Origin of the sequence: Rhizobium sp. CG5 (assembly GCF_023701945.1) — a bacterium.
Classification (GTDB): domain Bacteria; phylum Pseudomonadota; class Alphaproteobacteria; order Rhizobiales; family Rhizobiaceae; genus Allorhizobium.
In genome coordinates, this window is sequence record NZ_JABAEF010000018.1 from 37185 (window position 1) to 60856 (window position 23672).

The 23672-nt window shown below is 62.3% G+C and carries 28 protein-coding genes; 10 read left to right on the top strand and 18 right to left on the bottom strand.

Annotation, left to right across the window (positions count from 1 at the left end):
• Window positions 1–57 precede the first annotated feature (57 nt).
• Window positions 58–2388, bottom strand: a complete 2331-nt coding sequence (locus HGO38_RS24050; RefSeq protein WP_250958351.1) for a putative monovalent cation/H+ antiporter subunit A — start codon at window positions 2386–2388, stop codon at window positions 58–60.
• A gap of 463 nt (window positions 2389–2851) precedes the next feature.
• Between HGO38_RS24050 and msrB the strand changes: the two genes are divergently transcribed.
• Together msrB and HGO38_RS24060 are read left to right on the top strand one after the other, a co-directional pair.
• Window positions 2852–3259, top strand: coding sequence for a peptide-methionine (R)-S-oxide reductase MsrB (gene msrB, locus HGO38_RS24055; protein ID WP_250958352.1), 408 nt, complete (start codon window positions 2852–2854; stop codon window positions 3257–3259).
• A 148-nt stretch (window positions 3260–3407) separates the two neighbouring features.
• Entirely contained in the window at window positions 3408–4043 is a 636-nt protein-coding gene (locus HGO38_RS24060; protein ID WP_250958353.1) for a hypothetical protein, read from the top strand.
• On the opposite strand, the gene HGO38_RS24065 is transcribed toward HGO38_RS24060, so the two are convergent.
• Genes HGO38_RS24065 through HGO38_RS24075 form a run of 3 tightly spaced genes read right to left on the bottom strand, consistent with a single transcriptional unit; the run spans window position 4013 to window position 6066 of the window.
• A complete protein-coding gene (locus HGO38_RS24065; RefSeq protein ID WP_250958354.1) occupies window positions 4013–4789 on the bottom strand; it encodes a VOC family protein in 777 nt (258 codons plus the stop codon). The two genes, HGO38_RS24060 and HGO38_RS24065, sit on opposite strands and share 31 nt — an antisense overlap.
• 41 nt (window positions 4790–4830) lie before the next feature.
• Window positions 4831–5316: a DUF1579 domain-containing protein gene (locus tag HGO38_RS24070; RefSeq protein WP_250958355.1), complete on the bottom strand. Its 486-nt coding sequence runs from the start codon at window positions 5314–5316 to the stop codon at window positions 4831–4833.
• A 21-nt stretch (window positions 5317–5337) separates the two neighbouring features.
• A complete protein-coding gene (locus tag HGO38_RS24075; protein ID WP_250958356.1) occupies window positions 5338–6066 on the bottom strand; it encodes a DUF899 domain-containing protein in 729 nt (242 codons plus the stop codon).
• Between the two features lie 64 nt (window positions 6067–6130).
• Between HGO38_RS24075 and HGO38_RS24080 the strand changes: the two genes are divergently transcribed.
• Entirely contained in the window at window positions 6131–6580 is a 450-nt protein-coding gene (locus HGO38_RS24080) for a MarR family winged helix-turn-helix transcriptional regulator (protein WP_250958357.1), read from the top strand.
• Between the two features lie 14 nt (window positions 6581–6594).
• Here the strand turns inward: HGO38_RS24080 and HGO38_RS24085 are convergent, their stop codons facing one another.
• The 3 genes from HGO38_RS24085 to HGO38_RS24095 all read right to left on the bottom strand — a co-directional run bounded on the left by HGO38_RS24085 (window position 6595) and on the right by HGO38_RS24095 (window position 8450).
• Window positions 6595–7368 carry an RES family NAD+ phosphorylase gene (locus HGO38_RS24085; RefSeq protein WP_250958358.1) on the bottom strand — a complete coding sequence of 258 codons (774 nt, stop codon included), beginning with the start codon at window positions 7366–7368 and terminating at the stop codon, window positions 6595–6597.
• On the bottom strand, window positions 7328–7714 hold the full coding sequence (locus tag HGO38_RS24090; RefSeq protein ID WP_250958359.1) for an MbcA/ParS/Xre antitoxin family protein: 387 nt from the start codon (window positions 7712–7714) through the stop codon (window positions 7328–7330). The genes HGO38_RS24085 and HGO38_RS24090 overlap by 41 nt, the downstream gene beginning before the upstream one ends.
• A 313-nt stretch (window positions 7715–8027) precedes the next feature.
• Complete coding sequence (locus tag HGO38_RS24095; RefSeq protein ID WP_250958360.1) at window positions 8028–8450, bottom strand: organic hydroperoxide resistance protein; 423 nt, start codon at window positions 8448–8450, stop codon at window positions 8028–8030.
• Between the two features lie 189 nt (window positions 8451–8639).
• Between HGO38_RS24095 and HGO38_RS24100 the strand changes: the two genes are divergently transcribed.
• Window positions 8640–9092, top strand: coding sequence for a MarR family winged helix-turn-helix transcriptional regulator (locus tag HGO38_RS24100; RefSeq protein ID WP_250958452.1), 453 nt, complete (start codon window positions 8640–8642; stop codon window positions 9090–9092).
• A 10-nt stretch (window positions 9093–9102) separates the two neighbouring features.
• Here the strand turns inward: HGO38_RS24100 and HGO38_RS24105 are convergent, their stop codons facing one another.
• The 3 genes from HGO38_RS24105 to HGO38_RS24115 form a co-directional block, all read right to left on the bottom strand.
• Entirely contained in the window at window positions 9103–9816 is a 714-nt protein-coding gene (locus HGO38_RS24105; RefSeq protein ID WP_250958361.1) for a L,D-transpeptidase, read from the bottom strand.
• Window positions 9817–10011: 195 nt separating this feature from the next.
• On the bottom strand, window positions 10012–10812 hold the full coding sequence (locus HGO38_RS24110; protein WP_250958362.1) for a L,D-transpeptidase: 801 nt from the start codon (window positions 10810–10812) through the stop codon (window positions 10012–10014).
• A 78-nt stretch (window positions 10813–10890) separates the two neighbouring features.
• Window positions 10891–12360 carry an MDR family MFS transporter gene (locus tag HGO38_RS24115; RefSeq protein WP_250958453.1) on the bottom strand — a complete coding sequence of 490 codons (1470 nt, stop codon included), beginning with the start codon at window positions 12358–12360 and terminating at the stop codon, window positions 10891–10893.
• 257 nt (window positions 12361–12617) lie between these two features.
• On the opposite strand from HGO38_RS24115, the gene HGO38_RS24120 reads away from it, so the two are divergent.
• Window positions 12618–13154, top strand: coding sequence for a MarR family winged helix-turn-helix transcriptional regulator (locus HGO38_RS24120; protein ID WP_250958363.1), 537 nt, complete (start codon window positions 12618–12620; stop codon window positions 13152–13154).
• 163 nt (window positions 13155–13317) lie between these two features.
• On the opposite strand, the gene HGO38_RS24125 is transcribed toward HGO38_RS24120, so the two are convergent.
• Both HGO38_RS24125 and HGO38_RS24130 read right to left on the bottom strand, forming a co-directional pair.
• Window positions 13318–14931 (bottom strand): AAA family ATPase, encoded by a 1614-nt coding sequence (locus tag HGO38_RS24125; protein WP_250958364.1) that lies wholly within the window; start codon window positions 14929–14931, stop codon window positions 13318–13320.
• A 410-nt stretch (window positions 14932–15341) separates the two neighbouring features.
• Window positions 15342–15551, bottom strand: a complete 210-nt coding sequence (locus tag HGO38_RS24130; protein ID WP_250958365.1) for a hypothetical protein — start codon at window positions 15549–15551, stop codon at window positions 15342–15344.
• Window positions 15552–15728: 177 nt separating this feature from the next.
• On the opposite strand from HGO38_RS24130, the gene HGO38_RS24135 reads away from it, so the two are divergent.
• Both HGO38_RS24135 and HGO38_RS24140 read left to right on the top strand, forming a co-directional pair.
• Window positions 15729–17102 carry a TIGR03808 family TAT-translocated repetitive protein gene (locus tag HGO38_RS24135; protein ID WP_250958366.1) on the top strand — a complete coding sequence of 458 codons (1374 nt, stop codon included), beginning with the start codon at window positions 15729–15731 and terminating at the stop codon, window positions 17100–17102.
• Window positions 17103–17207: 105 nt separating this feature from the next.
• Window positions 17208–17426 carry a CopG family ribbon-helix-helix protein gene (locus HGO38_RS24140; RefSeq protein ID WP_284739539.1) on the top strand — a complete coding sequence of 73 codons (219 nt, stop codon included), beginning with the start codon at window positions 17208–17210 and terminating at the stop codon, window positions 17424–17426.
• 246 nt (window positions 17427–17672) lie between these two features.
• On the opposite strand, the gene HGO38_RS24145 is transcribed toward HGO38_RS24140, so the two are convergent.
• On the bottom strand, window positions 17673–18254 hold the full coding sequence (locus HGO38_RS24145; protein ID WP_250958368.1) for a DUF2087 domain-containing protein: 582 nt from the start codon (window positions 18252–18254) through the stop codon (window positions 17673–17675).
• 307 nt (window positions 18255–18561) lie between these two features.
• Between HGO38_RS24145 and HGO38_RS24150 the strand changes: the two genes are divergently transcribed.
• Window positions 18562–19221 (top strand): glutathione S-transferase family protein, encoded by a 660-nt coding sequence (locus HGO38_RS24150; RefSeq protein WP_250958369.1) that lies wholly within the window; start codon window positions 18562–18564, stop codon window positions 19219–19221.
• Between the two features lie 30 nt (window positions 19222–19251).
• On the opposite strand, the gene HGO38_RS24155 is transcribed toward HGO38_RS24150, so the two are convergent.
• Both HGO38_RS24155 and HGO38_RS24160 read right to left on the bottom strand, forming a co-directional pair.
• Entirely contained in the window at window positions 19252–19467 is a 216-nt protein-coding gene (locus HGO38_RS24155) for a KTSC domain-containing protein (RefSeq protein ID WP_250958370.1), read from the bottom strand.
• Window positions 19468–19548: 81 nt separating this feature from the next.
• Window positions 19549–20277 carry a hypothetical protein gene (locus tag HGO38_RS24160; RefSeq protein ID WP_250958371.1) on the bottom strand — a complete coding sequence of 243 codons (729 nt, stop codon included), beginning with the start codon at window positions 20275–20277 and terminating at the stop codon, window positions 19549–19551.
• A 250-nt stretch (window positions 20278–20527) separates the two neighbouring features.
• Between HGO38_RS24160 and HGO38_RS24165 the strand changes: the two genes are divergently transcribed.
• Complete coding sequence (locus HGO38_RS24165) at window positions 20528–20959, top strand: VOC family protein (RefSeq protein ID WP_250958372.1); 432 nt, start codon at window positions 20528–20530, stop codon at window positions 20957–20959.
• A 63-nt stretch (window positions 20960–21022) separates the two neighbouring features.
• Here the strand turns inward: HGO38_RS24165 and HGO38_RS24170 are convergent, their stop codons facing one another.
• On the bottom strand, window positions 21023–21928 hold the full coding sequence (locus HGO38_RS24170) for a LysR family transcriptional regulator (RefSeq protein WP_250958373.1): 906 nt from the start codon (window positions 21926–21928) through the stop codon (window positions 21023–21025).
• 214 nt (window positions 21929–22142) lie between these two features.
• Between HGO38_RS24170 and HGO38_RS24175 the strand changes: the two genes are divergently transcribed.
• Window positions 22143–22598, top strand: a complete 456-nt coding sequence (locus tag HGO38_RS24175) for a cupin domain-containing protein (protein ID WP_250958374.1) — start codon at window positions 22143–22145, stop codon at window positions 22596–22598.
• Window positions 22599–22620: 22 nt separating this feature from the next.
• Here the strand turns inward: HGO38_RS24175 and HGO38_RS24180 are convergent, their stop codons facing one another.
• Both HGO38_RS24180 and HGO38_RS24185 read right to left on the bottom strand, forming a co-directional pair.
• Window positions 22621–23124 carry an SRPBCC family protein gene (locus HGO38_RS24180; protein WP_250958375.1) on the bottom strand — a complete coding sequence of 168 codons (504 nt, stop codon included), beginning with the start codon at window positions 23122–23124 and terminating at the stop codon, window positions 22621–22623.
• A complete protein-coding gene (locus tag HGO38_RS24185) occupies window positions 23121–23462 on the bottom strand; it encodes an ArsR/SmtB family transcription factor (protein WP_250958376.1) in 342 nt (113 codons plus the stop codon). Before HGO38_RS24185 ends, HGO38_RS24180 begins: the two co-directional genes overlap by 4 nt.
• Window positions 23463–23672 lie beyond the last annotated feature (210 nt).

Genomic DNA, 23672 nt, shown 5'->3' on the forward strand with positions numbered 1-23672 from the left:
CCCCTTGAGGGGGAGATGCCCGGCAGGGCAGAGGGGGGTGCCAGAGCATGACCACCATCATGCCTTGCCCCCCGTCACACGGATGCGGATCAGCGCCAGGATGGCAAGGCCGGTGATCATCACCACGGAGATTTCGCCCAGCGTGTCGACGCCGCGGAAGTCGACGATGATGACGTTGACGACATTGGCGCCGTGGGCGATGACCTTGGAATAGGTGTTGAAGAAGGTGGTCAGGGTCGGGTCGAAGGGCAGCTGGGTGGCTTTCAAGAGCAGCATGGCAAAGCCGAGGCCGCAGGCAATGGCGATGGTGCTGTCGAGCAGGACCTGATGCAGCGGCCGGTGATCGGACGGCGACAGGCGCAGGCGGGTCATGACCAAAGCGAGGATCACCACCGACAGGGTTTCGACCATGAACTGGGTGAACGACAGATCCGGCGCGCCGAACAGCAGGAAGATCATCGCCACGGCAAAACCCTGGATGCCGAGCGAGACGATGGCGGTCAGGCGGTCCTTGGCGGCCAGCACGGCAAACAGGCCGACAATGGCGATGGCAAAGAAGGTCAGCTCGTGAAACCGCACATCGGCCGGCCAGACCGGCAGGTCGGGCAGTTCGCCATAGAGGATCGGCGGCAGGATCAGCACCAGCGCCACCAGGGCAAAGGTGAAGGTGACGTAGAATTCCAGCCGGCCGTTGTGGACGAGGCGCGTCACCTTGAACGAGAAGCGCACCAGCGCCTCGATGCAGATGTCGAAGCCCTTGTCGGGGCCGGCGCCGATCGCCTCCAGCAGATGGGCGACGGCGGCGCGCACCCGGTCGATCAGCAGGAACAGCACGGCGCCGATCACCACTGTCAGCACCGACAAGGCCAGCGGCAGGCCGATATGCGGCGCCAGGCTGATGTCGATGACGGTTGCCACGCCCGAGACGGCACTGGCCATCGGCGACGAGATATAGGTATGGGCAAGACCGGAGAACAGGGCGGCGGCAAGACCTGTGAGCGCCAGCACCAGGGGCCCGAGCCAGAGCAGAACCGGGCCTTCATGGGCGTGTTTCGGCGTCTCGACCTTCGCGCCCAAGAACGGTTTCAGCGCCACGGCGAAACCGATCGCCAGCATCAGCGCATTGCCTGATATGGCGACCACGGTGAAGACCACCGAGCGCGGATCGCCATGGGCAAGGGCCGCATAGATCTCCTCTTTTGCCAGGAAACCGAAGAAGGGCGGCAGGCCGCCCATCGAGATCGCGGCAAAGAGAGCCGCTATAAAGGTGATCGGCATGGCTTTTCGCAGGCCGCCGAGTTTCGTCACGTCGCGGGTGCCCGTCTCATGGTCGATCAGGCCGGCGACCATGAACAGGGCGCCCTTGAACAGCGAATGGGCAACCAGATAGAGCACGGCTGCGGCAATCGCATGTTCGGAGCCGAAGCCGGTCAGCATGACCAAGAGCCCGAGCGAGGCGACGGTGGTATAGGCCAGCATGAGCTTCAGATCGGTCTGGCGGATGGCCATGACCGCGCCGACGATCAGCGTGATGCTGCCGAAGAAGGGCAGCAGGATTTCCCAGGCCGGCGTTTCGCCCATCACAGGGTTCAGCCGCATCAGCAGATAGACGCCGGCCTTGACCATGGTGGCGGAATGCAGATAAGCCGAGACCGGGGTCGGCGCTTCCATGGCATTGGGCAGCCAGAAATGGAACGGAAACTGCGCCGATTTGGTAAAGGCGCCGCCCAGCACCAGGAAAAGCGCAGCGAGGTAGAACGGGCTGGCGCGGACGATATCGCCGGTGTGCAGCAGCAGCGACAGCTGCGTGACGCCGGAGATGTTCCACAGCAGGATCAGCCCGGCCAACAGCGCCAATCCACCGCCGCCGGTCACCACCAGCGCCTGCAGCGCGGCGCGGCGCGAGCGCTCGCGATGATGATCGAAGCCGATCAGCAGGAAGGAGGTGATCGAGGTCAGCTCCCAATAGATGAACAGCATCAGGAAACTGTCGGAGACCACGACGCCGAGCATGGCGCCCATGAACAGCAGCAGAAACGAGAAGAACCGCCCCTGATGGGCATGGCCCTTCATGTAGCCGCCGGAATAAAGCACGATCAGCGCGCCGATGCCGGTGATCAGCAAAGCGAAGGTCAGCGACAGGCCGTCGAGATACCAGGAAAAGCTCAAATTATAGCTCGGCACCCAGGCATAACCGCCGGTCACCACCTCGCCGGCGGCGATTTCTGGCAGGAATTTCAGGAAATGCAGGAAGGCGAAGGCCGGCACCAGAGCCAGTACCCAGGCGGCATTGTGGCCGAGACGTCTGGTGAGCAGGGGAGCGGCAAGGGCTGCCGCAAATGGCAGCAGCAGAGCCAGCAATGTCAGACCAGCGTTGTCAGCAAACATGGTGTCTCCCTGTTGGCGTACATCCCGCGCCAGGCAAAAGCCCGGCAGAACCGCGAGTGTCCCTGTTAGGCCAAAGGTGCCACTGCCTCAAGGCCTTTGCGGCGTTTTGCCGGTTTTTACGGCAGTGATCACGAGGAAGTCAGGTGGGGCCTGCCCCTCATCCCCGGCGCAACGCGTTGCGCCTGAGCTGCCGCCACCTTCTCCCCGCAGGCGGGGAGAAGGCCGAGCCTTCGCAGACGGCGTTGCCACCAGACGCCGATAGATGCGGTGCCTAATTCAAGGCACGTCCCCTCTCCCCGCTTGCGGGGAGAGGTCGGAGCAACTTGTTGCTCCAGGGGTGAGGGGCAAGGACCTGAAAATGGATGCCAATCAGGTCCACACAGAATGATCCTGTTTCAAAAGACAAACATTGCCGCCGCCCGTCTCACGACCTATCTATCTGCCAACAGACGGAGGCATTGCCATGAACGACACCACAACACCAAAAATCGAAAAATCCGATGCCGAATGGCGCGAGCAGTTGACGGCGGACCAGTATCGCATCCTGCGCGAGCACGGCACGGAGCGGGCCTTCAGCGGACCCTATTGGGACCAGTTCGACAAGGGGCTCTATCGCTGTGCGGCCTGCGATACGGCACTCTTCTATTCCGACACCAAGTTCGATGCCGGCTGCGGCTGGCCGAGCTATTTCGAGCCGGTGACGCCGGGGGCGGTGACCGAGCACAAGGACACGGCCTTTGGCATGGTGCGCACCGAAATCCGCTGCGCCAGCTGCGGCGGGCATCTCGGCCACGTCTTTCCCGACGGCCCGAAGCCGACCGGCCTGCGCTACTGCATCAACGGCCACTCGATGGTGTTCGAGCCGGTGTGACGCCGGTCTGGCGCAGTAGACAGCGCCAGCGGATGCTCTGACGTTTGCCGCGTCTGTCCGTCCCGGCCTGTGCCGGCGCGGAGCCTTGCAATTTTTGCGCAGATCGCCGAGGCTGCCGGGGTGGCGACATGCTGGAAGAGCAAGGGCGATGGGACGGGAAGCGCTGGGGAACGGCCGTTGGAAGGGGCAATCGGGCACGGTGAAGGCCCTGCTCGAAAGCGATTGCCTCATCCTGCACGGCGCGGTGCGCGCCAGATTTCCCCGATCGACCCTGTCGGATATCCGCGCCCATGGCGATACCCTGTCGATGATGGCCGGTGGCGAGCCGCTGGAACTGGATCTCGGCCATGCCGAAGCCGTCAAATGGGCCAGCGTCCTGCAGAAGCCGCTGCCGACCCTTTCCCACAAGCTCGGCGTCGGCCCTGACACCCCGGCCCATGTGCTGGGACCTCTCGACGATGCGGCGCTTTGCGAGGCGCTTGCCGGGGCGGTCGTGCCATCGGCCGGCGAGGCGGCCATGCTGATAGCCGTCCTGCGTGAGGAGGCGGATCTTGGCGAGGCCCTGCTGGTGTCGCAGACCCATGGCGGCCTGCCAATCTGGTGCGTCTATGGCAAGGGTCCGTTCAAGACGGTAAGCGACAGTCTGATCCGCAGCTTTCTGCGGGCCAGCGGCTATATCGACAGCAAGACCAGCGCCGTATCGGACCGGCTGACGGCAACCCGATACGCGCCGGCAGGCAAACGGGCGAAACCTCAGCGCTCCATCGACACCAAAGCGAAATAGGCGCCCTGCGGATCGAGGCACTGGACGATCCAGGCGGAGCCCGGCACTTCCATCGGCCCGTTGATCACCTGGCCGCCGCCCGCCTTGACCCGCTCGACGGCGGCATCGATCGCTTCGACATTGATATAATAGCCCCAAAACGGCATGGGCACATCCGCCGGCTTGGTCATCATGCCGCCGATGGCCGGGCCGCCCAGGCCGAACAGCTGGTAGATGCCCAACGGCCCCATATCGACGGCGGTGTCCTTCTGCCAGCCGAACATCTTGGCGTAGAAGGCAAAGGCCTCCTCGCCGTTTTCGGCCATCAGTTCGCTCCAGCCGAAGGTGCCCGGAGTGCTTGCGTCCGGCTCCGGCGGCAGCGGGCCATCGGGCATATTGGGCTTGAACAGGCAGATGACGGCGCCTTGCGGATCGCCAACCACGGCAAACCTGCCGATGCCGGGGATATCGTGCGGCGCCATGTGCACGGTGCCGCCTTCTTCTGCAAACGCGCCGGCCTTGGCATCGACATCGTCGACGGCGACATAGCCGGTCCAGTTGGGCGGGATCTGGCGGGCTCGCATCTCCGCCGTCAGCTCCATCAGGCCGGCGGTGCCCATGTCATAGCCCGGAATGTTGAACAGGCTGTAGGACATGCCCTGCATGCCGCTGTCCTTGCATTGCCAGCCGGCGACGTCGCCATAGAATTTTGCCGCCGCCGCCATGTCGGTGGTCATCAGTTCGTACCAGACGAAACTTCCCTGCATGATGAAAATCTTCCCTCTTGATTATGGCTGGGGCGCCTGTCTCAGGCGCGCTTGAATTCGCTGCGCATGAATGTCTTGAACGTGCCGTCCGGCTGCCGCACGCTGCCGGTCAGGCGGCGATGGTCAGCATCGATGAAGGTGATGACATCGCGATAAAGGTTTGCTTTCGACGGGTCCTCAAAATCCGGACCTTCGGCCTCCAGCGTCAGGGTCAGACCATCCGGCGCGACCCAGCCCTTGTAGACCCACATATTCATCATCATCGAGCCGATCCAGCTGCCGACATAGTGGCCGGCGGCCGGATCGTAGCCGATCGTCATCACCATCGAGGCCGGCGTACCATCCGACATGGCACCCCTGCCCTCGCAGAGATACCAGAGGCCGCCGATCGAGCGGACCTCCTCCGTCCAGCGCATGGCCGGGTCGTTCGGGTCGTAACCTTCGTGGCTGGTCGATTCGGTCACCACCCAAGTGCCCAGAAGTTTTTCCAGGACGCGGTGTTCGTCCTGCGGCTTGGGAAACTCCACGGTGTTTCCTCCCATCTCGGCTCAGTGGCAGGCGGCGGCGGCCTTGGGCTGCTCCTCGTATTCGTCGTGACGGCGCACGAAATTCATCGTCTCGTCCTCGTTGCGGCCCTTGGGCGCCCGGTCGAGGATCATCAGCGTGGCGATCAGTTCCTCGCCGCCGCGGGCATAGCTCGAATAGGTGTGGAAGACCTGGCCCGTCTCATCCTTGTAGAAGGCCGAGAGGCCCGGCAGTTCGTCATGGGCCTTGTCGGTCGGCGTCTGGCGGTAATTGTAGAAGACCGAGCCGGACGCCAGCTCTTCTTTCGAAAAGGAGACATGGTAGTCGCTGTTGAAACTGCTGCCATGGGACGAGACCCAGGGGAATTTCCAGCCCATGCGGCGCTTGTAGGCGTCGATCTTGGCGAGCGGCGCGCGCGACACGCAGACCAGCGTCACGTCGTGATGATTGAGATGCGGCAGGGTGCCGTCGAAATGGTCTGCCTGGAAGGAACAGCCGGGGCAACCCGCCTCCCAATCCGGCCCGAGCATGAAATGATAGACCATCAGCTGGCTGCGGCCGTCGAACAGCTCGGCCAGCGACTTTGGGCCCGACGGGGTATCGAAGACATAATCCGTCTCTAATTTGACCCAGGGAAGCGCCATGCGCTCGGCGCGGACCTTGTCGCGCAGGCGGGTCTCCTCCTTTTCCCGCAACAGCAACACCTTGCGGGCCTCAAGCCATTCCTCACGCGTCACTACAGGATGATCCATGTTCGCCTCCTCAAGCCTGATGGTTTTCCTTGACTTTTTACGTTGATATCAACATAAATGGCTAATGTCAAACCAGCCTGTGATTCCTTTTTCGACCACCCTCCATGTCCGCGATACCTGCCTGTGCCTGCATGCGCAGCGGGCGGCACGGGCGCTGGCCCGCCGCTTCGACACGGCGCTGAAATCGCTGGGGCTGACCAATGGCCAGTTTTCGCTGATGATGGCGCTGAACCGGCCGGAGCCGCCGCCGATGGGGCCGGTCGCAAATCTGCTCGCCATGGACCGCACCACGCTGACGGCCGCGCTGAAGCCGCTGACGCGGCGCGGCTGGGTGGCGATCGAGCCGGATCCGAAGGACAAACGCGGCAAGCGGCTGCGGCTGACCGCGGAAGGCACCGCCATCCTGTCGGCCGCCCTGCCGATCTGGGCATCCACCCACGCCGCCGTCGAAGCCGAGCTCTCCTCCGGTAATGCGCAGGGCTTGCGGCAGGATCTGCTGGAGATTTCGCGCTAAGGGGTTGCTGGCCCTCAAGGCTTGACCGCCCTGCCCCAGTCTTTGAGGCGCGGGTCGCTGGAAAAATCGGCAATGGCAAAGCCTAAGCGCTGGCGGGGGAACTCGCACAGGGCCTGCACGCCTGTCGGCGCCAGGCGGATGCGCCAGGTCTGGCGTTCGACGGGTTCACGGGCGGCGAATGCGCCGGCGCTCAAGAGTGCGACGTTGCGCCCGCCGGCCGGGTCGCGCACCGAGCGGTAGACGATTGCCGCCAGGCCGGCGGTCCGGGCGCTGTCGGCGAGCGCCTGGCAGGCCTCGTAATTTACCGGATCGGTCCAGGCGGCCGCGTCACGGAGCAGCGGCGGCTGCGTCAGGTCGAGGGCGGCCGATGTTTGGATCAAGGCGGAAAAGGCGGTGTATTCGGCGGCATTGGCCGGCAGCGGTGTGGCGGGCGATTCGCTGTAGAACAGCAGCCGGTAGAAGGCCATTTCGGCCAGCGCCGTTTCGACCCGCTCGGCCGCGTAATAGACGCCGAGCGTGCGCCCGGCACGGCGAAAGCGCGAGCCGTTCGGATAGACGCCGCCATAGCGGAAGGGGGTGGCGAGCAGATAATCGAGCCCGGCGCAATCCGGCGGAAAGGCCGGCTTGGTCTCTTCCAGCAGGCTTTCGAGCAGAACCTGCTCGTCGACGGTATCGACCAGCTTCATGGTGGAGACCTGGTGCTGCGCCTCGACCAGCCGCCACCAGGCGCCGGTGAGATTCCGCGCCTCAGACGAGAGCGCGGCGGGCGTCCAGATAGGCAAGGACATCGGTCAATCCGGAAATGGTGACGATCTTGTCGACCGGCACGCCGGCCAGAACGGAATTGGCATTGCGCAGCCAGTGGCGCGCCACCGTCTCGTCGCCGCCGGTAATCGCATCGAGCGAGCGGAACAGCCGGATGAACAGCAGCGCCAGCTCGAACGGCTTGCTGCCGCGCTCGAGCTTGAACTCGAGCTTCTTCATGCGCGACACGCTGGCCTCCGACAGGCCGAGCACGGCGGACAGCTGACGGGCCGATAGCCCCAGCCGCTCGGCCGCATTGACGGTCGCCTTGGTCACGGTCAGCGCTTCGGCGCTGACGGGGGCGGTTTTGGGCTCGAGTTGGTGCAACATGGCGCGATCCTCTCTGCAGAGAGAATATAGGCGATATTTTTCTGTAGACAAGGATTTTTTGTGGCGGCGCCCCAAAAGGAACGCGGCCCCGGACACGCCGAAGGTTGCAGCTCTCCACCCTCCCCTTGAGGGGGAGGGTCGGAGCGGAGCTCCGGGGTGGGGTGATCGCCACGACGACCGACGTCAAAAGGTCACGCCCACCCGCGCGTGCCGCGCGACCTCCCCCTCAAGGGGGAGGTGGAGCCCGGATCGCTGCCGGCTTGCTTGCGGTGGATCGTCCGGCCGGATCGTCTGCCCGACGCCCCCCGCCTGATCAGGCGACCGTGACCGGCACTTCGGTGGAGGTGCGCATGGCGTGGCTGTAGGGGCAGACGATGTGGGCGGCGGCGACCAGCTTTTCGGCGACATCCTTGTCGATGCCCGGCAGGTTGGCGCTGATGGCAACGTCGATGCCGAAGCCGGTGCCGTCTTCGCGCGGGCCGATGCCGACGCGGGTGGTGATGGTGGTGTCTTCCGACAGCTTGACCTTTTCCTTGCCGGCGACGAATTTCAGCGCGCCGAGGAAGCAGGCCGAATAGCCGGCGGCAAACAGCTGCTCGGGATTGGTGCCGGTGGCGCCATCGCCGCCCATTTCCTTCGGCACGGTCAGCGTCACATCGAGAACGCCGTTGTCGGATACGGCACGGCCGGCGCGGCCGCCGGTGGCAGAGGCTTGGGCGGTATAGAGAATAGCCATTTCATTGCTCCTTGTGGTTGATTGTCAGAGACGCTATATAGCGCACAATTGAATTGCGCGCAATTCATTTTTGCACATTGCATACGGAACCGAGACTTGCCACTAATGGCATCGACTGCGTCGCAGGACGCACCTGACGATGTCGCGGCGGCGATCGGACGTCACGGACGCAAGGAGATTAGCAAGGCCATGAAGGATCCGGTGCTTGAGAAGGAGCTGACGCTCGATCGGCAGCTCTGTTTTGCCGTCTACGGCGCCTCGCTGGCGCTGAACCGCGCCTACAAGCCCTTGCTGGAGCCGCTGGGGCTGACATACCCGCAATATCTCGTGATGATGGCGCTCTGGGAAAAGGACGGCCAGCAGGTCAAGGAAATCGGCGAGATGCTGGGGCTTGATTCCGGCACGCTGTCGCCGCTGCTGAAGCGGCTGGAACAGGCCGGCTATGTCCAGCGCAAACGCGACAGCGTCGACGAGCGGCAGGTGACGGTGACGCTGACGCCGGCTGGTGCGGCCCTGAAAGAACAGGCGCTTGACGTGATGATGTCGATCGGCCGGGCGACCGGCTGCACGATGCAGGAACTGGAAACCCTGCGCGACCGGCTGAAATCCCTTCGCGGCCATCTGACGGCCGCGAAAGAATAGGTTTAAGAGCTTACTGCCAGACGATGATGCGGGCCTTGGTCGGCACGCGCTCGTAGAGATCGACGATATCCTGGTTCATCAGGCGCACGCAGCCCGACGACACGGCCTTGCCGATCGAATTCCATTCCGGCGAGCCGTGCAGGCGGTAGAGCGTGTCATTGCCGCCCTGGAAGATATAGAGGGCGCGGGCGCCGAGCGGGTTGTCGAGACCCGGCGGCTTGCCGCCATTGGCCGACGAATATTGCGCAAGCTCCGGCTGGCGGGCGATCATCTCGTCCGGCGGCGTCCATTTCGGCCATTTCTGACGCCACTGGATGACGCCCTCGCCCTGCCAGGAAAAGCCCTGGCGGCCGATGCCGACGCCGTAGCGCATGGCCGTGCCGCCCGGCTCCACCAGATAGAGGAAGCGCGACGGCGTATCGACGACGATGGTGCCCGGCGGCTGGCCGGTCGGATCGACGACCCGCTGGCGATAGAAGCGCGGCGGAATTCTCTCATACGGAACGGCCGGGATCACATAGCCGTTGTCCATCATCTCGCCATACATGGCGTCGAGTTCGGCGGACCCGCCGCTGGCGGGGCCGAGCGGCTGCGGCGGGTTGCGATAGGTGATGGTGGGAGCGGACCACCCGCCGGAGGACGCGCAGCCGGACAGAAGGGCCGCAGCGCCAAGTCCGGACAGGGACAGCAGGGCGCGGCGCGACAGAGACGTCTTAGGGATCATGAAAAATTCGGCTTCCTGTGGAAAATGCGGCTGACAGCGCTGACAAACGCCGCCCCAGCCCGATTGTTCCTCCGGGTTAACCTTAAAGCCGATGGGTTAAGAAACCAATTGCCGATAAGCCACAGGCGGTCAAATTTCCGGCATTGTGCGGACCGCCTGCTGCCATTCGGCAACAGTTGCCCGGTCAAATGGAATTCAGATCACCACGATCGAGGCGTTCTTGCCGACCCGGTCATAGAGATCGATGACATCCTGGTTGAACATGCGCACGCAGCCGGACGACGTGGCCCGGCCGACCGATTGCCAGTCCGGCGTGCCGTGGACGCGGAACAGCGTGTCCTTGCCGTCCTGGAAGATGTAGAGCGCACGGGCGCCGAGCGGGTTGTTGAGGCCGGATTCCAGACCGCCATTGGCGGCCGAGAAGGATTTGATCTGCGGCTGGCGGGCGACCATGTCGTCGCTCGGCGTCCAGCGCGGCCATTTCTGCTTCCACTGGATGGTGCCGCGGCCGGACCAGGCAAAACCCTGCTTGCCAAGGCCGACACCATAGCGGATCGCTTTGCCTTCGGCCTGGACCAGATAGAGGAAATTGGCTTTTGTATCGACGACGATGGTGCCGGGGGCTTCCGGGGTCTGGTAGCTGACCTCCTGGCGCAGGAAACGCTGGTCGACGCGGCCATAGGGAATGGCCGGAAGGGTGTGGCCATCGTCGCGGATCACGTCATACATGATGCGGTGCACCGGATTGCTGACCGGCAGGCCATAGGTCTGGTGGAACTGGGTCTGGTAGAGATCGCGCTTCTGCGGCACCGTCTGGGGCGTCGCCGGCTGGACGCGGGCCGGATCGTAATAGACCGGCGCCACCTCGTCCTGGAAGACTTCGATGTTCATGCGGCTGGTGTCGGTCACCAGGATACAGCCGGACAGGCCCGACAGGGCGGTGGCTGCCGCCAGCAGGGCGCTGATCCGCCGAACGTTCTCGCTTTTCACAAACATGGACTACCGCTTCGTGCCGATGGACTATATCGGCCACTCTTTCAGGCGCGGCTGGCGCGAAGCTGTCGCTATGGTCGATCAGGCGGCTTTCTTCTCTCCTGCCAGGACTGCCTGGGGCAGTTGCACATTCTTCAGCATCAGCGCGGCGAGGAAGCCCAGGCCGATAATGCCGGCCGCCGTCAGGAACAGGGGGTGGAAGGCTGCGGCATAGGCATCGGCGACCATGCTCTGCGCTTCCGGCGGCAGGGCGGCGAGCATTTTCGGCGACAGTTCCTTGATGTTGGTGACACCCGGAATGGTGATCTGCCTGGATGTCATGCCATGGGCGATCACCGCGCCGTAGATGGAAATGGCGATCGAGGCGCCGCCCATGCGGGTCAGGGTCACGGTGCTGGTGGCCGCCCCGACATCGGCATGGGAGGCGGCGTTCTGCACGCCGATGACCGGGATCTGCTGGCCGATGCCGATACTGATGCCCTGCATCAGCATGACCAGGGCGATCAGCACGATCGGCGTGCCGGCATGGGCAAAGCTGAACAGCAGCAAGGCGGTCATGGTGCCGAAGGAACTGAGCGCGGCCAGCCACTTGTAGCGGCCGGCGCGCGCGATCAGCCGGCCCGACGTCAGCGAGCCGGCGGCAATGCCGCCCGTCATGGCGATGAACAGCAGGCCGGCCATGGTCGGCGACAGGCCTGTCGTGGTCTGCAGGAACAGGGCGACGTAATTGACCGAGCCGATGCCGACCGCGCCGCTGGTCATCGAGACGATCAACAGCAGGCCGACCGTCGGATTGCGGAACAGGCCGAGCGGCACGACGGGCTCCGGCGCCCGGCGCTCGACCAGCACGAAGCCAACCAGGCAGACGAGGCCGAAGGCCACAACCCCGAGGCTTGACCGTGCGATCAGTGAGCCGAACAGTTCGGCGCTATCGGCCCATATGACGATGCTTGCGATCGTGCCGGCCAGCAGCAGGGCGCCGGCATAGTCGATCTTCGGGCGACGGCTGGGGCGGCGATAGGGCAGAAGCCAGGCAAGGCCGGCCAGAACCAGAATGCCGATCGGCAGATTGACGAGAAAAATGGAACGCCAGCCGAACCAGTCGCTCAAGAACCCGCCGAGAACCGGGCCGAGCGCGCCAGACGCCATCAGCACCAGGCTGGAAAAGCTCTGATAGCGGGCCCGCTGACGCGGCTCGAACAGATCGGCATTGATCGAGAAGATCGACACCATGATGCCGCCGCCGCCGAGCGCCTGCAGCACGCGCGCCGCGATCAGCCCGTTCATCGAGGTGGTCAGCCCGCAGACCAGCGACCCGGCCGTGAAGATGAAGACCGCGGCCATGATGACATATTTGCGGCCGAACAGATCGCCGAGCTTGCCATAGACCGGCATGACGGCGCTGGAGGCCAGCAGATAGGCCGATCCGACCCAGCCGAAGCGTTCCAGCTGGCCGAATTCGGCAACGATGGTCGGTAGCGCCGTGGAGACGATCTGGTTGTCGAGCGTCGCCATGAACATCGCCGTCATCAAAAGAATGAAGATGACCATGCGCAGGCGGCTGTCGGTGACCAGCGGCGCATCGGCCAAGGGCGGGGCAGCAGCGACGGAAGCGGAAGCGGCGCCGGCGGGGAGCGGCACGGCAGGGGAAATGCGATTGTCCATGGGGATCTCGGATGTTCGACTATTTGCCCATATATGTGCTATTGGCATATATCTGTCAATGTCATATATATGTAACATAACATGCGGGCTTTGCAGCACGGGCCGGCTTTGTTAAGACGGGCCAACTTATAAAGACAGAAACGATGAATGATCCCAAAACCGCGACGCCTGGTGCCTCCCCCTCCCCGGACAGCCGGGCCGATATCGAACTGATTGGCGACACCCTGACGCGCATGCGCGTGATGATCGGCCGGCGCATCATCGGCCGGCTGGCGATCCGCAATGTCGCGCCCGATCTCGACCTGTCGCATCTCGACGTGGTCGACGCGGTGCGCCACGTCAGCCTCAACGGCGAGGCGACCGTCGGCGCCATTGCCGAGGCGATGCGCATCGATCCGTCGCGCGGCAGCCGGGTGGTGGCCGACATGGTGGACCGCGGCGTTCTGGCCCGCGCCGTGTCGCAGGCCGACGCGCGGCGCGCCGTCGTCGTGCTGACGCCGCTTGGCATTTCCATCCTGGAAGAAATCCATGCGGTGAAGCGCACCGTCGTCGAAACCATCGTCTCCGACTGGCCGGCCGGTGACATCGCCGAATTCGGCCGGCTGTTCGACCGCTTCGTCAGCGGTTTCCAGACGGTGGCGCGGCTGCCGGAGAAGGAGTGTGCGGGCAAGGGCGGGTGAAGCGGCGGGCGATCGGCCCTTCAAGTTTTGCCCTCGAAGCGACTATCATGATGTGGCGAATTTTCTTTTAGCCTGCCGGCCGAAAGACCACGGTCTTTCGTGAGCTTCCCGCCCAAATAATTGTTTTGATCACTTTTGTGCAGCCCGCGAAAGCGCGAGATCCTTAATCGCGCTTAAAAATGCAATCTTCGAGTTCCGCGTATACCGCCATATTCTTATCGAAACATTCAGCCAATCGGATTTTGAAGACCTCAGGACTAATGCTAGTCAATATCCCACAAATTCCCTTAACAGTCGAAGTTATATCCTTAACGTGTTGATTAACTATATCGCTTACTACTGCTTTATATTTTTCATCATTAAATAAATAACTATTTTTATTACAAAAAGAGCGGATTACTTCGATATCATACAGATAATTCTCAATTTCCCATCTCTTTAAAACCCGATGATGTGGCTCGTTATTCGCAAGATATATTTGGCGATCCTTCTCATTTGCGAACTTTCCTGAGGCCATATCACGGTCTTTCAAGACCAGTATCTCTACATTGCTATAGACCTTGCTCAGAATAGCAATTGCAACATCGCTGCGTTGATCGAGCTCCGTGTTTCCTCCACTTGAAATGAATAGTGTATCAGGGTAGGCGTCGCCGAAAATAGCGTTGAACACTTGGGCATCCATTCCCCTTTCCCGACCACCAGCCCCTGGCTCAGCTCGGCCTTCGCAGTACACAATGCGAGTAGGGCTGACCAAGCTCGCTAGATCATCGAGGGGAACCGCAAATATCTTTCTCCAATTAGATCGCGAGGAAACCATGGGCGTTAATGTGTGCGCTTTGGATGCCAGCTCCATGGTCTCGTCGAACGCAACTATCTGACAGCGATCCTGCAACTCGCGCTGTAAAACCCGAAGAAAGCCGATGCTATGTGTCGCGATCCAAATCTGACATTTCGGCCCGACCAATCGATCAATCTCTTGTAGCAGACGACCCTGTATCGAAGTACTTATGTGCAGTTCTGGCTCGTCGATTAGAAATATGGTTTCGTCGTAATCGTCCTGTCGGAGATACAGATCGAGTAGTATGTCGACGACTTCCTTCTCCCCTGAAGAAAGTACATTAAAATCAAACAGGGCAGGATGGCCAGGCTTACTAAAAAATATCGACCCCTGACCCGCCTCAATATTCCCGAGATTGTCGATGCTCAAATCGAGACATTTGCTAATGGATGCATTGAGATCCCCAAGGATTTTGTCCTTGGCGTCACTTGGGCGTAGATTATTCTCGTCTCGATAGCGACTGAACTTAACGTTGAGACGCCGATAATTTTCTTCCATTTTCGCGTCGATATCTGCCGCGGTGCTCGCCCCGTAATTGTTGAGCCGAAGTGGTTGAACTGCTTTTGTCTGCTGTACATTGAGGCTAGTGTTGTACCGATACGGGCTTCGGAAGGAAAACATAGTGTTTCCCTTGCCATCTCTGTCCTTTTTACCATGGACAGTTTCGTACTGACCCTCAACTAACTCGATGGTCACATTTTGGTAGGTAAAGTGTCGCTCTGACTTCATCGAATGATATCGGTAGTCCCGATCACCGGGAAATGAACCGAGGCTCGAATGAGCGGATGCATGAAAAAGCATGCCGTCCAATACGCTGCTTTTTCCGCACCCGTTAGGGCCAACCAAAGCTACAATTCGCTTCGGGTCGTCACCCAAATCAATCGTTAAATCATGGAAACGCTTGTAACCGTTTGCGAACCTAACCCTTTTGATCTTCATTCGAGCCTTCGATCTAAACACTGTTGATAACGAATCTCAATTTCCGCACAAAGGTATCTGTAAACGTGAGGTAACGTTAGCGGAAGTAGCCGCTGTCGATTTGCTCGGATACGATTGGTGATATTACTTACGTTACGCGCCTGTAAGCAGCGTTACTTGGTCACCTGATGTGACGTCATCAGAGGTCGGGAACTCGGCAGCTAGTTATTTCGGGACGACCCTACGACATTTTTCTGCGCTTTTTCAGCCATTGACCACCACCCACCAAGCGGCCGGCCGTCGGGTTCCCCCACGGCCGGCCGTTGCAAGAAGCGCCTCCCCATCCATTCTGCCCTGACGTCCGGGTCCGCCGCCTGCCGGATGCCAGTGGATGGGGCCTGCGCGCTCCTTTGATCCCCTCTCAAGGCCGATCAGGCATGGGTCGGTTTGGTCGGATTGATGGCCTTGTAGATCTTCGATCCCAGCACGGCTGAAATCGGCACCGCCAGCAGACAGCCCGCGGCGAAACCGGCGGCAATCTGCCAGCCTTCCATCATCTTCAAGGACAGCAGTGCCGTGACCGCCGCACCGGCGCACACGGTGGCGACGAGAATGTAGAGAACAGCCGCAAGACGAACCATCGAAACCTCCCATCAGGATTGTTCCATACATATGAACCTGCAAATGTTTAGCGGCCTTGATCTGGCGCAAACCGTCTGCACATCCGGCCCGTCGTGCTGCCCTTGCCGGTGTGTCAAAACGACACAGATTTCGGTGGCACGCTTCTTGCTGCGACAGGGTGAATTAAGGATCTGTTCATGCTGACACGACGCACCGCGCTTCACCTCCTGGCCGGCTCGGCCTTGGGGCTTTCGGCTGCCGGACGGCCGGCCTTTGCCGCACCGCCGCTGATCACGCCGGTCGACCTGCGCGGTGCGATCGACGCCGGCGAGCAGGGCATGATCCCCGGCGCCAGCGACAACCAGAGCAAGCGGTTCCAACAAATCCTCGACAAGGCGGCACGGCGCGGCATGCCGGTCTATCTGCCGCCCGGCAGCTATAGCGTCTCGAATATCGACCTGCCGGACGGCACGCGGCTGGTGGGGGCGGCCGGCGCATCGCGGCTGATCTATAGCGGCGACGGCCATCTTCTGCGGGCCGAAAATGCCGCGCGCATCGACATCTCCGACATCGCCATCGACGGCGCCAACCGCTGGCTGGCCGATTATACCGAGGCGCTTCTGTCGCTGCGCAGCGTCGGTGATCTGTTTCTCGACAATTGCGAGATCCTCGGCAGCCGCAAGAATGCCGTGAAACTGGAGCGCTGCGGCGGGCGGATCGAGCGCTGCCATATTGCAGGCGCTGCCGATACGGCGATCTATGCCATTGAAAGCGATAGACTTTCCATCTCCGGCAACCGCATCGAGGATTGCGGCAATGGCGGCATCCTTGTGCATCGCTGGACGAAGGGGCCGGACAATTCGATGATCACCGGCAACCGCATCGCCCGCATTGGCGCCCGCGACGGCGGCACCGGCGAACACGGCAATGGCATCAACCTGTTTCGCGCCGACAATGCCATGGTGATCAACAACCATGTCTCCGATTGCGCCTTCTCGGCGATCCGCGCCAATAGCTCCTCCAACGCGCAGATTTCCGGCAACCAGTGCCTGTCCTCCGGCGAAACGGCGATCTATGCGGAATTCTCCTTCGAGGGCGCCATCGTCTCGGGCAATGTCATCGACGGCGCCGCCAACGGCATCGTGGTGTGCAATTTCAACGAGGGCGGACGGCTGGCTGTGGTGACCGGCAATATCGTGCGCAACCTGTCGCTGACGGGGCCTTACGTGCATGACGGTGCCGGCTTCGGCTTCGGCATCGCCGTGGAGGCCGACACCGTGGTCTCCGACAATGTTATCGAGAATGCCCCAAAATGGGGCATGATGCTGGGCTGGGGCCCCTATCTGCGCAACGTGATCGCCAGCGGCAACGTGATCCGCGGAGCGCCGATCGGGCTTTATGTGACGGTGGTCGAGGAGTCCGGCGCGGCGCTGATCACCGGCAATCTGTTCGACGACACGCCGAACGGGGCGATCATCGGCTACCGCTGGAACGACAAGGCGACCGGCGAGCTGCTGGACGGTGCCGGCGGCCACAGCCATTTGACGATCAGCGGCAACAGGAGGGTGTAGAATCTCGGCGCACCGTTTGACGGCTGTGCGACAGCGGCGTATCCTGTATTACAAATGGAGGAAAATACCGTGTCGAAACAACATGCGTTATCCGATCCGATTACCCTGCGTTTGCCATCGGATGTGCTGACCGAGATCGAGCAGATCGCCACTATCTGCGAGCGCTCGCGCAGCTGGGTAATGGTGCGCGCGCTCAAATCCTATCTGGCCGGCGAAGGCCGAGAGATCCTTGACCTCGCCAGGGCCCGTGACGACGTTGAGGCCGGCCGCGCCTTCGATCTGGACGACGTCATCCAGGAGGTCGAGACGATCGGTTTTCGCTAAAGGGACAAAGCGACCGAAAAGTTGCTGGACGCCGCCGGCTGCCACAGCCATCTGACGATAAGCGGTAACAGGATGGTGTGAGGCAGTCGGCTGCTGGCAGCCACAACACCCGCCCTGCCCGGCCGCGCATTAGGGCAGAGTTATCGCATATAAAAAAGGCCCTCTCTGGCCTGCCGGCCATCTCCCCCACAAGGGGGGAGAAGACTCGCGGCCACGCATCGACCTATCGCTGAGGGCGAGGCTTGGTTAAGCCCTCCCCCTTGTGGGGAGGGTTTGGGAGGGGATCTTTTCATCCGCCTCCACCCGCCCCCGGATGAGCGCCAGGGCTTCGGCGGGCGGGCGGCGTTCGATGCGGCGGTAGATCGAGCAATCCTTCGGGCGCGACAGCAGGCGCTGGTTGACCATTTCGCGGCGCAGCAGCACGTGATCGCCGAAGCGGTTGAGGCGCTTCAGCAGCCCGTTGACCTCCCGCTCGGCAAGATCGACCTCGGCGGGTATAACGCTCCACAGCTTCCACAGGCAGAGCTGCTGCTGCACGGTTCTGGCCGGCCAGCGGAGCAGCACGCCATCGCCATCAAAGCAGCGGGCTGCCGCCTCGACGCGGCGATAATCGACCGGCTCGCTGACCGATGGCTCCGCCGCCAGCCGCTCATGGGCCGCCTGCGAGGCCCGCATATGCTGGTAATTGCGGAAGCCTGCGGCCCTGGCCAGGATATTCAGCAGCTCGACATGGCCGGGCTTGTCCGTACGGCCGTCCAGTTCGCGTTTCAACTGGCGCGCCAGCACCGACATGTCGGGCGCCTGATAGGGTTGGGGTTGTCTCGACATCGTCTTTTCCTCGATATCGTGCCGTCAGAAACTGAAATTGCCGGTGGTCACCGTCTTGTCGACACGGCACGGGAAAAGTCTCTGTCCGGTATCATCGCTGTGCAGGTTTAGCTCCCCTTGCGGGGCGGTGACGCCTAGGTGTTTCTGCCGACCTTGCTCTGGTGATACGGCGCGAAACGGGGCTTGTCAACGCGCAGGACGATCGCTGCGATCACAACAATTCATGACCGGATCACCCCTTTCCCGCTTCCCAACACGGACGCCGGCGGGTAGTTTCCGCTCCGCCCCAAACTGGAGAATGGCAGACATGTTGAAGATCTACGGCGTCCACAAATCCCGCGCCACGCGCCTCTACTGGCTGGCCGCGGAACTGGACCTGGCTTATGAGAAAATCCCGGTGATCCAGGCCTATAAGCTGGCCGATCCGCTGGCCGCTGATGCGCCGCTCAACACCCGCTCGCCGGCCTTTCTGGCCATCAACCCGATGGGCGCCATTCCGTCGATCGACGATGACGGCCTCAAGCTGCACGAATCGCTGGCGATCACCCTCTATCTCGCCAAGAAGCATGGCGGACCGCTTGCCCCGCAGGATCTGGCCGAAGATGCCCTGATGATGCAGTGGTCGCTGTTTGCCGCCACGGAGATCGAAAGCAATGCCCTGAAGATCTCGCAGCTCAACGCCGCCGAGCGGCTCTCGACGAAGACCGGCGCGCAGGAGGCCGACGTCCATGCGCGGCTGTTGCGGCGGCCGTTCGGCGTGCTGGAACAGCATTTTGCCGCCCATGCCTATGCGGTCGGCGATCGGTTTACCGTCGGCGACATCAACCTGGCGGAAGTGGTGCGTTATGCCCAGCCGCTGACCTCGCTGATGGACGCCCATCCGCATGTGCGCGACTGGCTGGCCCGCTGCCAGGACCGGCCGGGTTTCAAGACCATGTGGCAGGCCCGCCTCGACGAGAAGGAATGACGGTTTTCACGTCGCAGCACCCGGCGGCGTTCAGCGCAGCCGGGTGATCTTGTAGTCGCCCTTGCGGATATGCAGGTGATAAAAGGTGCCGGGCGATTGCGAAGCGACCAATGTCGCATAGACATGGGCCGGCACATCGGTGATTTCGTAGAGACCGCCCTTGCGGGTCTCAACCTTGAGCCGTCCCGAGCCGACGTCATACTCGACGGCGGCGATTTCCCGCGATGTCAGATGCACCTTGCTCATCGAAACCTCGCTCTGTGCCGAACCAGGCCTCTGGAACGGCTTTTCGGTCGAGGCTAAATTGTGCGCCGCAATAGAATTTTGTCAACCGAGACGTGCGCGGCTCGGCTTTTTCAGGCCGGGATTTCCGAACTGCAGGACCAGGGCGGCGGCCAGGGTGGCGACCAGCAGGGCGGCGCCGGCCATGGCCGGCACGGCACCACCCAGCGAGGCGAGGAGACCGAGGCTCTGCTGGATCTGGCGCAGCGCCAGGCCCGACAGCGGCGAGCCGCTGGCCCAAACGGCGCTGCCGGCCAGCGCCTCGATGCCCGACAGCGATGCCAGCGTCGCCTGGCCGGCGGCGATGGCGGCCACCCATTTCAGCCTTTGCGCGGCACGGCCTGAGGGCTGGCTTACCTCTTCGAGCGGCCAGCACAGATAGCCGATGGCAGCGCTTAGCAGCAGCAGCGAGGGCGGCATGGCGGCGGCGATGACCTCCAGGGTCAGGCGGCCGGCCCAGATGTCGTGAAACAGCAGGAAAAACGGCGCGGAGGCGAGAAGCCAGACGGCAAAGGCCAGCGCCCAGAGCAGAGGGATTTTGAGATAGGCGATGCGGGCCACGGTGACCGCCAGCACGACGGCGGCGACGCCAACGAAGCCGGCCGGCTTGATACCGCCGCCCATATGGGCGGCGATGGTGCCGCAGCGGCCGACGATATCGCTGCAGCCGGAGATCTGCATCAGCCCCCAGGTGACGTAATCGAAATAGACCGCGAAAAACAGGAAGGCCGCGGTGCTCATCAGCATCCACCAGAGATATCGACCTGCAAACATACCCGCCCTCATGACCACGGACACCGATCGCCCGATCCTAGCCCGACAGCCGGCAAAAATGCACGCAGAGAGCGGCGGACTGGTTGACGGCATATTAGATTTTGCGGAATCGTAAAGCCGCCTGTGCCGCTTCGGCACATTTACCGATGTTTAACGGCTTGGCACCGCTGCCTGTCACCAGACGCCATGGCAGGACTTGCCTTCGCCAGGCCTGTCGGGCGATGCTCAGCCGACCATGCAGGAGACCTTGATGCGCCCCTTTCACCTTGCCTTTGCCGTCACCGATCTCGGCGCCACCCGGCATTTCTACGGGACGGTGCTCGGCTGCCCGATCGGCCGGGAGAGCCCCGGCCACTGGATCGATTTCGACCTTTACGGCCACCAGATGTCGGCCCATCTGCGGGCCGATCTGCCGAGCGACCCGGCGGGCAGTCTTTCCAGCGGCACCGTCGACGGCGACACCGTGCCGATTCCGCATTTCGGCGTGATCCTGCAGATGGACGATTTCCTGGCGCTGGCCAAACGGCTCGAATCCGACCCCGCCACCCGCTGGGGCCTAAAGCCGAAACTGCGCTTTGAAGGCCAGAGCGGCGAACAACGCACTCTCTTCGTCTACGACCCCTCGGGCAATGCGCTGGAGTTCAAGGCGTTTGCGGATGATATGGGGATTTTTGCGGTGTGATTTTCGTTGCGGGATGGGAGATACCAGAGCGGGCTATTCGCGCCCTCGTTTGGGTCCATGGTGTTAGGAGAAGGCGTCCTTCGGCAGGTTTTTCACCAGGAAGTCCGTGAACCGCCTGACCTTCGACGCAATGTTCTTGTTGGCGGGATAGACGGCGTGAACGGGAACTGAGCCAATCTCCCAGGTGTCGAGCACGCGGACGAGACGGCCGTCGCGGATCTCCGGGCCGATCTCGAACATCGGCAACAGCGTGATCCCGGCGCCGGCAACGGCCACATCTCGCAGCGTGATGCCGTCATTGGCGAGATAGCGCGGCACGATGGGGATGCGCAGCGTCTGGCCGTCCTTGTTGAAGATCCAGACATTGCCCCATCGGAGACCGGAGAAGTGCAGGCAGGCGTGGTCCGCCAGGTCAGTGGGTTCGGCCGGCGCGCCATGTCTGTCGATGTAATCGGGCGCGGCGCACAGGATGAGCGGTGAATCGCCGATGTGGCGCGTGATCAGATTGGGCTCCAGGACAATCGTTCCCCGAATGGCCAGATCATAGCCTTCGTCGATGAGATTGACCGCCCGGTGGGAGAACGTCACGTCGATGGAAACCGAAGGGTTGCGCTTCAGGAACTCCGCGATGATTGACGCCATGTGAAGCTGCGCGAACTCGGGCGGCACGGTCATCTTCAACCGGCCGACAACCTCCTCCTGATAGCTCAAGGCGGCACGCTCGGCTTCGCGGACCTGAGGAAGGATGCCGACCAGGGACTGGACATAGGCGGTCCCCGCTTCGGTCAGGATGACCTTGCGTGTCGAGCGATGCAGAAGCCGAACCGCGAGTTTGCCCTCAAGCGCCTGAACCTGCGCGCCGACCGTGGCGCGCGACATCCCCAGCTCTTCTGCCGCTTTGGTGAAACTCAAATGCTTGGCGACGGTCATGAAGGCGGCGACGCCTTCCAAAGGGTCCAGGGATCGCATGTTTATTCATCCATATAATGGTGCTCGATGATCGATCTTATCATTTCCCGGCCTTTTGATACATCCGGCGCAGCAAAATCTGGTTTCGGAGACCCTCATGAAAGCCTTCGTCGTCGCCGCGATCTCAAGGTCAGTCCGCACTCTCAAGCACCATCCCATCCTCAACCGCGTGGCCCTTCACGCACTTCACCCAGCCATGAAAGGAAAACACAAAATGACCGCCACTGCCGATAGTCTCTGGTTCATGACCGCCCATCTGCTGATCCGCCTCAAGCAATCGGACAACACTGAGGGCCTGTCCATCATCGAACATCGCATGGCCAAGGATTTTGCGCCGCCTCTGCATGTTCATCATCAGGAAAGCGAAACCTTCGTCATCCTGGAAGGCCGGTTCCGCTTCCAGCGCGATGGTGAGGTCATCGAAGCTGATGTCGGCGACACCATCCATCTGCCGAAGAATTGCGTGCATGGTTTCCGCGTGGTGTCGGATTACGGCCGCTGCCTCACCATCACCAACGGTCCTTTCGAGGACATGGTCCGGGCCGCAGCCCGTCCCGCCGCAACGGACGAGCTGCCCGAGCAGACGCCACCGACGCTTGAACAGCAGCAGGCGCTCGCGCAGATCTGCAGCGCGCACGCCATCGATCTTCTGGGACCGCCGATTGCTTGAGACCACGTGTCGATGATCCGCGCTACGCGCCTGTGCCGGACAGCAAGTGGTCGAGCTGGTCCAGTTGTTCCGGCAATGCGGCCGCCGAGCCCTGCAGGGCGTCCTCAAGCGCCTCCCTGGACGGATAGACCTCGTGAAACGTCACAAACGTCTTTCCGCCCTGGTCCTCGAAGGTCACGGTGGTGACCGCGCCTTGTTCGCCCTCGTCGTTGGTCCAGACGATGCGCTCGTTCGGCACCACCTCGAGATACTGGCCGTGGAAGGCCATGGTGTCCGAACCGCCGGCGCCGAATTCCAGCCGATAGGTGCCGCCGGTGCGCACGTCCATGGCGCACGCGACCAGCGAAAGGCCGGGCACCGATTCTGGCACCCACCAGCGCTTGAACAGTTCGGGCTGGCTCCACGCCTGGTAAACGGTGCTCGGCGGCGCATCGAATGTCCGCGTTACGACGAGTTCGCGATCCCCTCTGCGTTCGACGGATGTGCGGTTCTGCCTTCCAACTCCATGGTCAACCTGCTCATTCATCGCGTCCCTCCCTGGTCCAATTCCCTGATGATGTCGTCCAATGCCGCGAAGCGGGCCTCGAAGAGCGTGCGATGCGCCGCGATCCACTCGGCCTCCGCGGTAAGCCCGCGTGTCCCAAGCTTGCAGGTTCTCACCCGGCCAACCTTTTCTGTCACGACAAGCCCCGCTCGCTCGAGAATCTGGACATGCTTCTTGATGCCGGTCAGCGTCATCTGGAACGTGTCCGCGAGACTGGTGATCGACGCTTCCCCTCGCCCAAGCTCATCGATGATGCCGCGGCGGGTGGCATCTGACAGTGCCGCAAAGGAGAGGTCGAGGGGGGCTCTATACTGAACCATATGGTTCAGTATAGAGCCAGTGCGCGCAGGACGCAAGCGCGGCGACACCGTGGCGCATGTCGGCGTGATCCTGCAGATGGACGATGTCCTGGCGCTGGCCAACGGCTGGAATCAGACCCCGCCACCCGCTGGGGGCCACTGCGCTTTGAAGTGAGAGCGGCGAACAAGGCACGCTGTTTGTGTGTGATCCGTCCGGCAAGGCGATGGAGT

What these genes read in the sequence shown, in the direction of transcription:
- HGO38_RS24050 (WP_250958351.1), bottom strand. Translation starts at nt 2,388, where the DNA reads ATGTTTGCTGACAACGCTGGTCTGACATTGCTGGCTCTGCTGCTGCCA.
- msrB (WP_250958352.1), top strand. Translation starts at nt 2,852, where the DNA reads ATGAACGACACCACAACACCAAAAATCGAAAAATCCGATGCCGAATGG.
- HGO38_RS24060 (WP_250958353.1), top strand. Translation starts at nt 3,408, where the DNA reads ATGGGACGGGAAGCGCTGGGGAACGGCCGTTGGAAGGGGCAATCGGGC.
- HGO38_RS24065 (WP_250958354.1), bottom strand. Translation starts at nt 4,789, where the DNA reads ATGCAGGGAAGTTTCGTCTGGTACGAACTGATGACCACCGACATGGCG.
- HGO38_RS24075 (WP_250958356.1), bottom strand. Translation starts at nt 6,066, where the DNA reads ATGGATCATCCTGTAGTGACGCGTGAGGAATGGCTTGAGGCCCGCAAG.
- HGO38_RS24080 (WP_250958357.1), top strand. Translation starts at nt 6,131, where the DNA reads ATGTCAAACCAGCCTGTGATTCCTTTTTCGACCACCCTCCATGTCCGC.
- HGO38_RS24085 (WP_250958358.1), bottom strand. Translation starts at nt 7,368, where the DNA reads ATGTCCTTGCCTATCTGGACGCCCGCCGCGCTCTCGTCTGAGGCGCGG.
- HGO38_RS24090 (WP_250958359.1), bottom strand. Translation starts at nt 7,714, where the DNA reads ATGTTGCACCAACTCGAGCCCAAAACCGCCCCCGTCAGCGCCGAAGCG.
- HGO38_RS24095 (WP_250958360.1), bottom strand. Translation starts at nt 8,450, where the DNA reads ATGGCTATTCTCTATACCGCCCAAGCCTCTGCCACCGGCGGCCGCGCC.
- HGO38_RS24100 (WP_250958452.1), top strand. Translation starts at nt 8,640, where the DNA reads ATGAAGGATCCGGTGCTTGAGAAGGAGCTGACGCTCGATCGGCAGCTC.
- HGO38_RS24105 (WP_250958361.1), bottom strand. Translation starts at nt 9,816, where the DNA reads ATGATCCCTAAGACGTCTCTGTCGCGCCGCGCCCTGCTGTCCCTGTCC.
- HGO38_RS24110 (WP_250958362.1), bottom strand. Translation starts at nt 10,812, where the DNA reads ATGTTTGTGAAAAGCGAGAACGTTCGGCGGATCAGCGCCCTGCTGGCG.
- HGO38_RS24115 (WP_250958453.1), bottom strand. Translation starts at nt 12,360, where the DNA reads ATGGTCATCTTCATTCTTTTGATGACGGCGATGTTCATGGCGACGCTC.
- HGO38_RS24120 (WP_250958363.1), top strand. Translation starts at nt 12,618, where the DNA reads ATGAATGATCCCAAAACCGCGACGCCTGGTGCCTCCCCCTCCCCGGAC.
- HGO38_RS24125 (WP_250958364.1), bottom strand. Translation starts at nt 14,931, where the DNA reads ATGAAGATCAAAAGGGTTAGGTTCGCAAACGGTTACAAGCGTTTCCAT.
- HGO38_RS24130 (WP_250958365.1), bottom strand. Translation starts at nt 15,551, where the DNA reads ATGGTTCGTCTTGCGGCTGTTCTCTACATTCTCGTCGCCACCGTGTGC.
- HGO38_RS24135 (WP_250958366.1), top strand. Translation starts at nt 15,729, where the DNA reads ATGCTGACACGACGCACCGCGCTTCACCTCCTGGCCGGCTCGGCCTTG.
- HGO38_RS24145 (WP_250958368.1), bottom strand. Translation starts at nt 18,254, where the DNA reads ATGTCGAGACAACCCCAACCCTATCAGGCGCCCGACATGTCGGTGCTG.
- HGO38_RS24150 (WP_250958369.1), top strand. Translation starts at nt 18,562, where the DNA reads ATGTTGAAGATCTACGGCGTCCACAAATCCCGCGCCACGCGCCTCTAC.
- HGO38_RS24155 (WP_250958370.1), bottom strand. Translation starts at nt 19,467, where the DNA reads ATGAGCAAGGTGCATCTGACATCGCGGGAAATCGCCGCCGTCGAGTAT.
- HGO38_RS24160 (WP_250958371.1), bottom strand. Translation starts at nt 20,277, where the DNA reads ATGTTTGCAGGTCGATATCTCTGGTGGATGCTGATGAGCACCGCGGCC.
- HGO38_RS24165 (WP_250958372.1), top strand. Translation starts at nt 20,528, where the DNA reads ATGCGCCCCTTTCACCTTGCCTTTGCCGTCACCGATCTCGGCGCCACC.
- HGO38_RS24170 (WP_250958373.1), bottom strand. Translation starts at nt 21,928, where the DNA reads ATGCGATCCCTGGACCCTTTGGAAGGCGTCGCCGCCTTCATGACCGTC.
- HGO38_RS24175 (WP_250958374.1), top strand. Translation starts at nt 22,143, where the DNA reads ATGACCGCCACTGCCGATAGTCTCTGGTTCATGACCGCCCATCTGCTG.
- HGO38_RS24180 (WP_250958375.1), bottom strand. Translation starts at nt 23,124, where the DNA reads ATGAATGAGCAGGTTGACCATGGAGTTGGAAGGCAGAACCGCACATCC.
- HGO38_RS24185 (WP_250958376.1), bottom strand. Translation starts at nt 23,462, where the DNA reads ATGGTTCAGTATAGAGCCCCCCTCGACCTCTCCTTTGCGGCACTGTCA.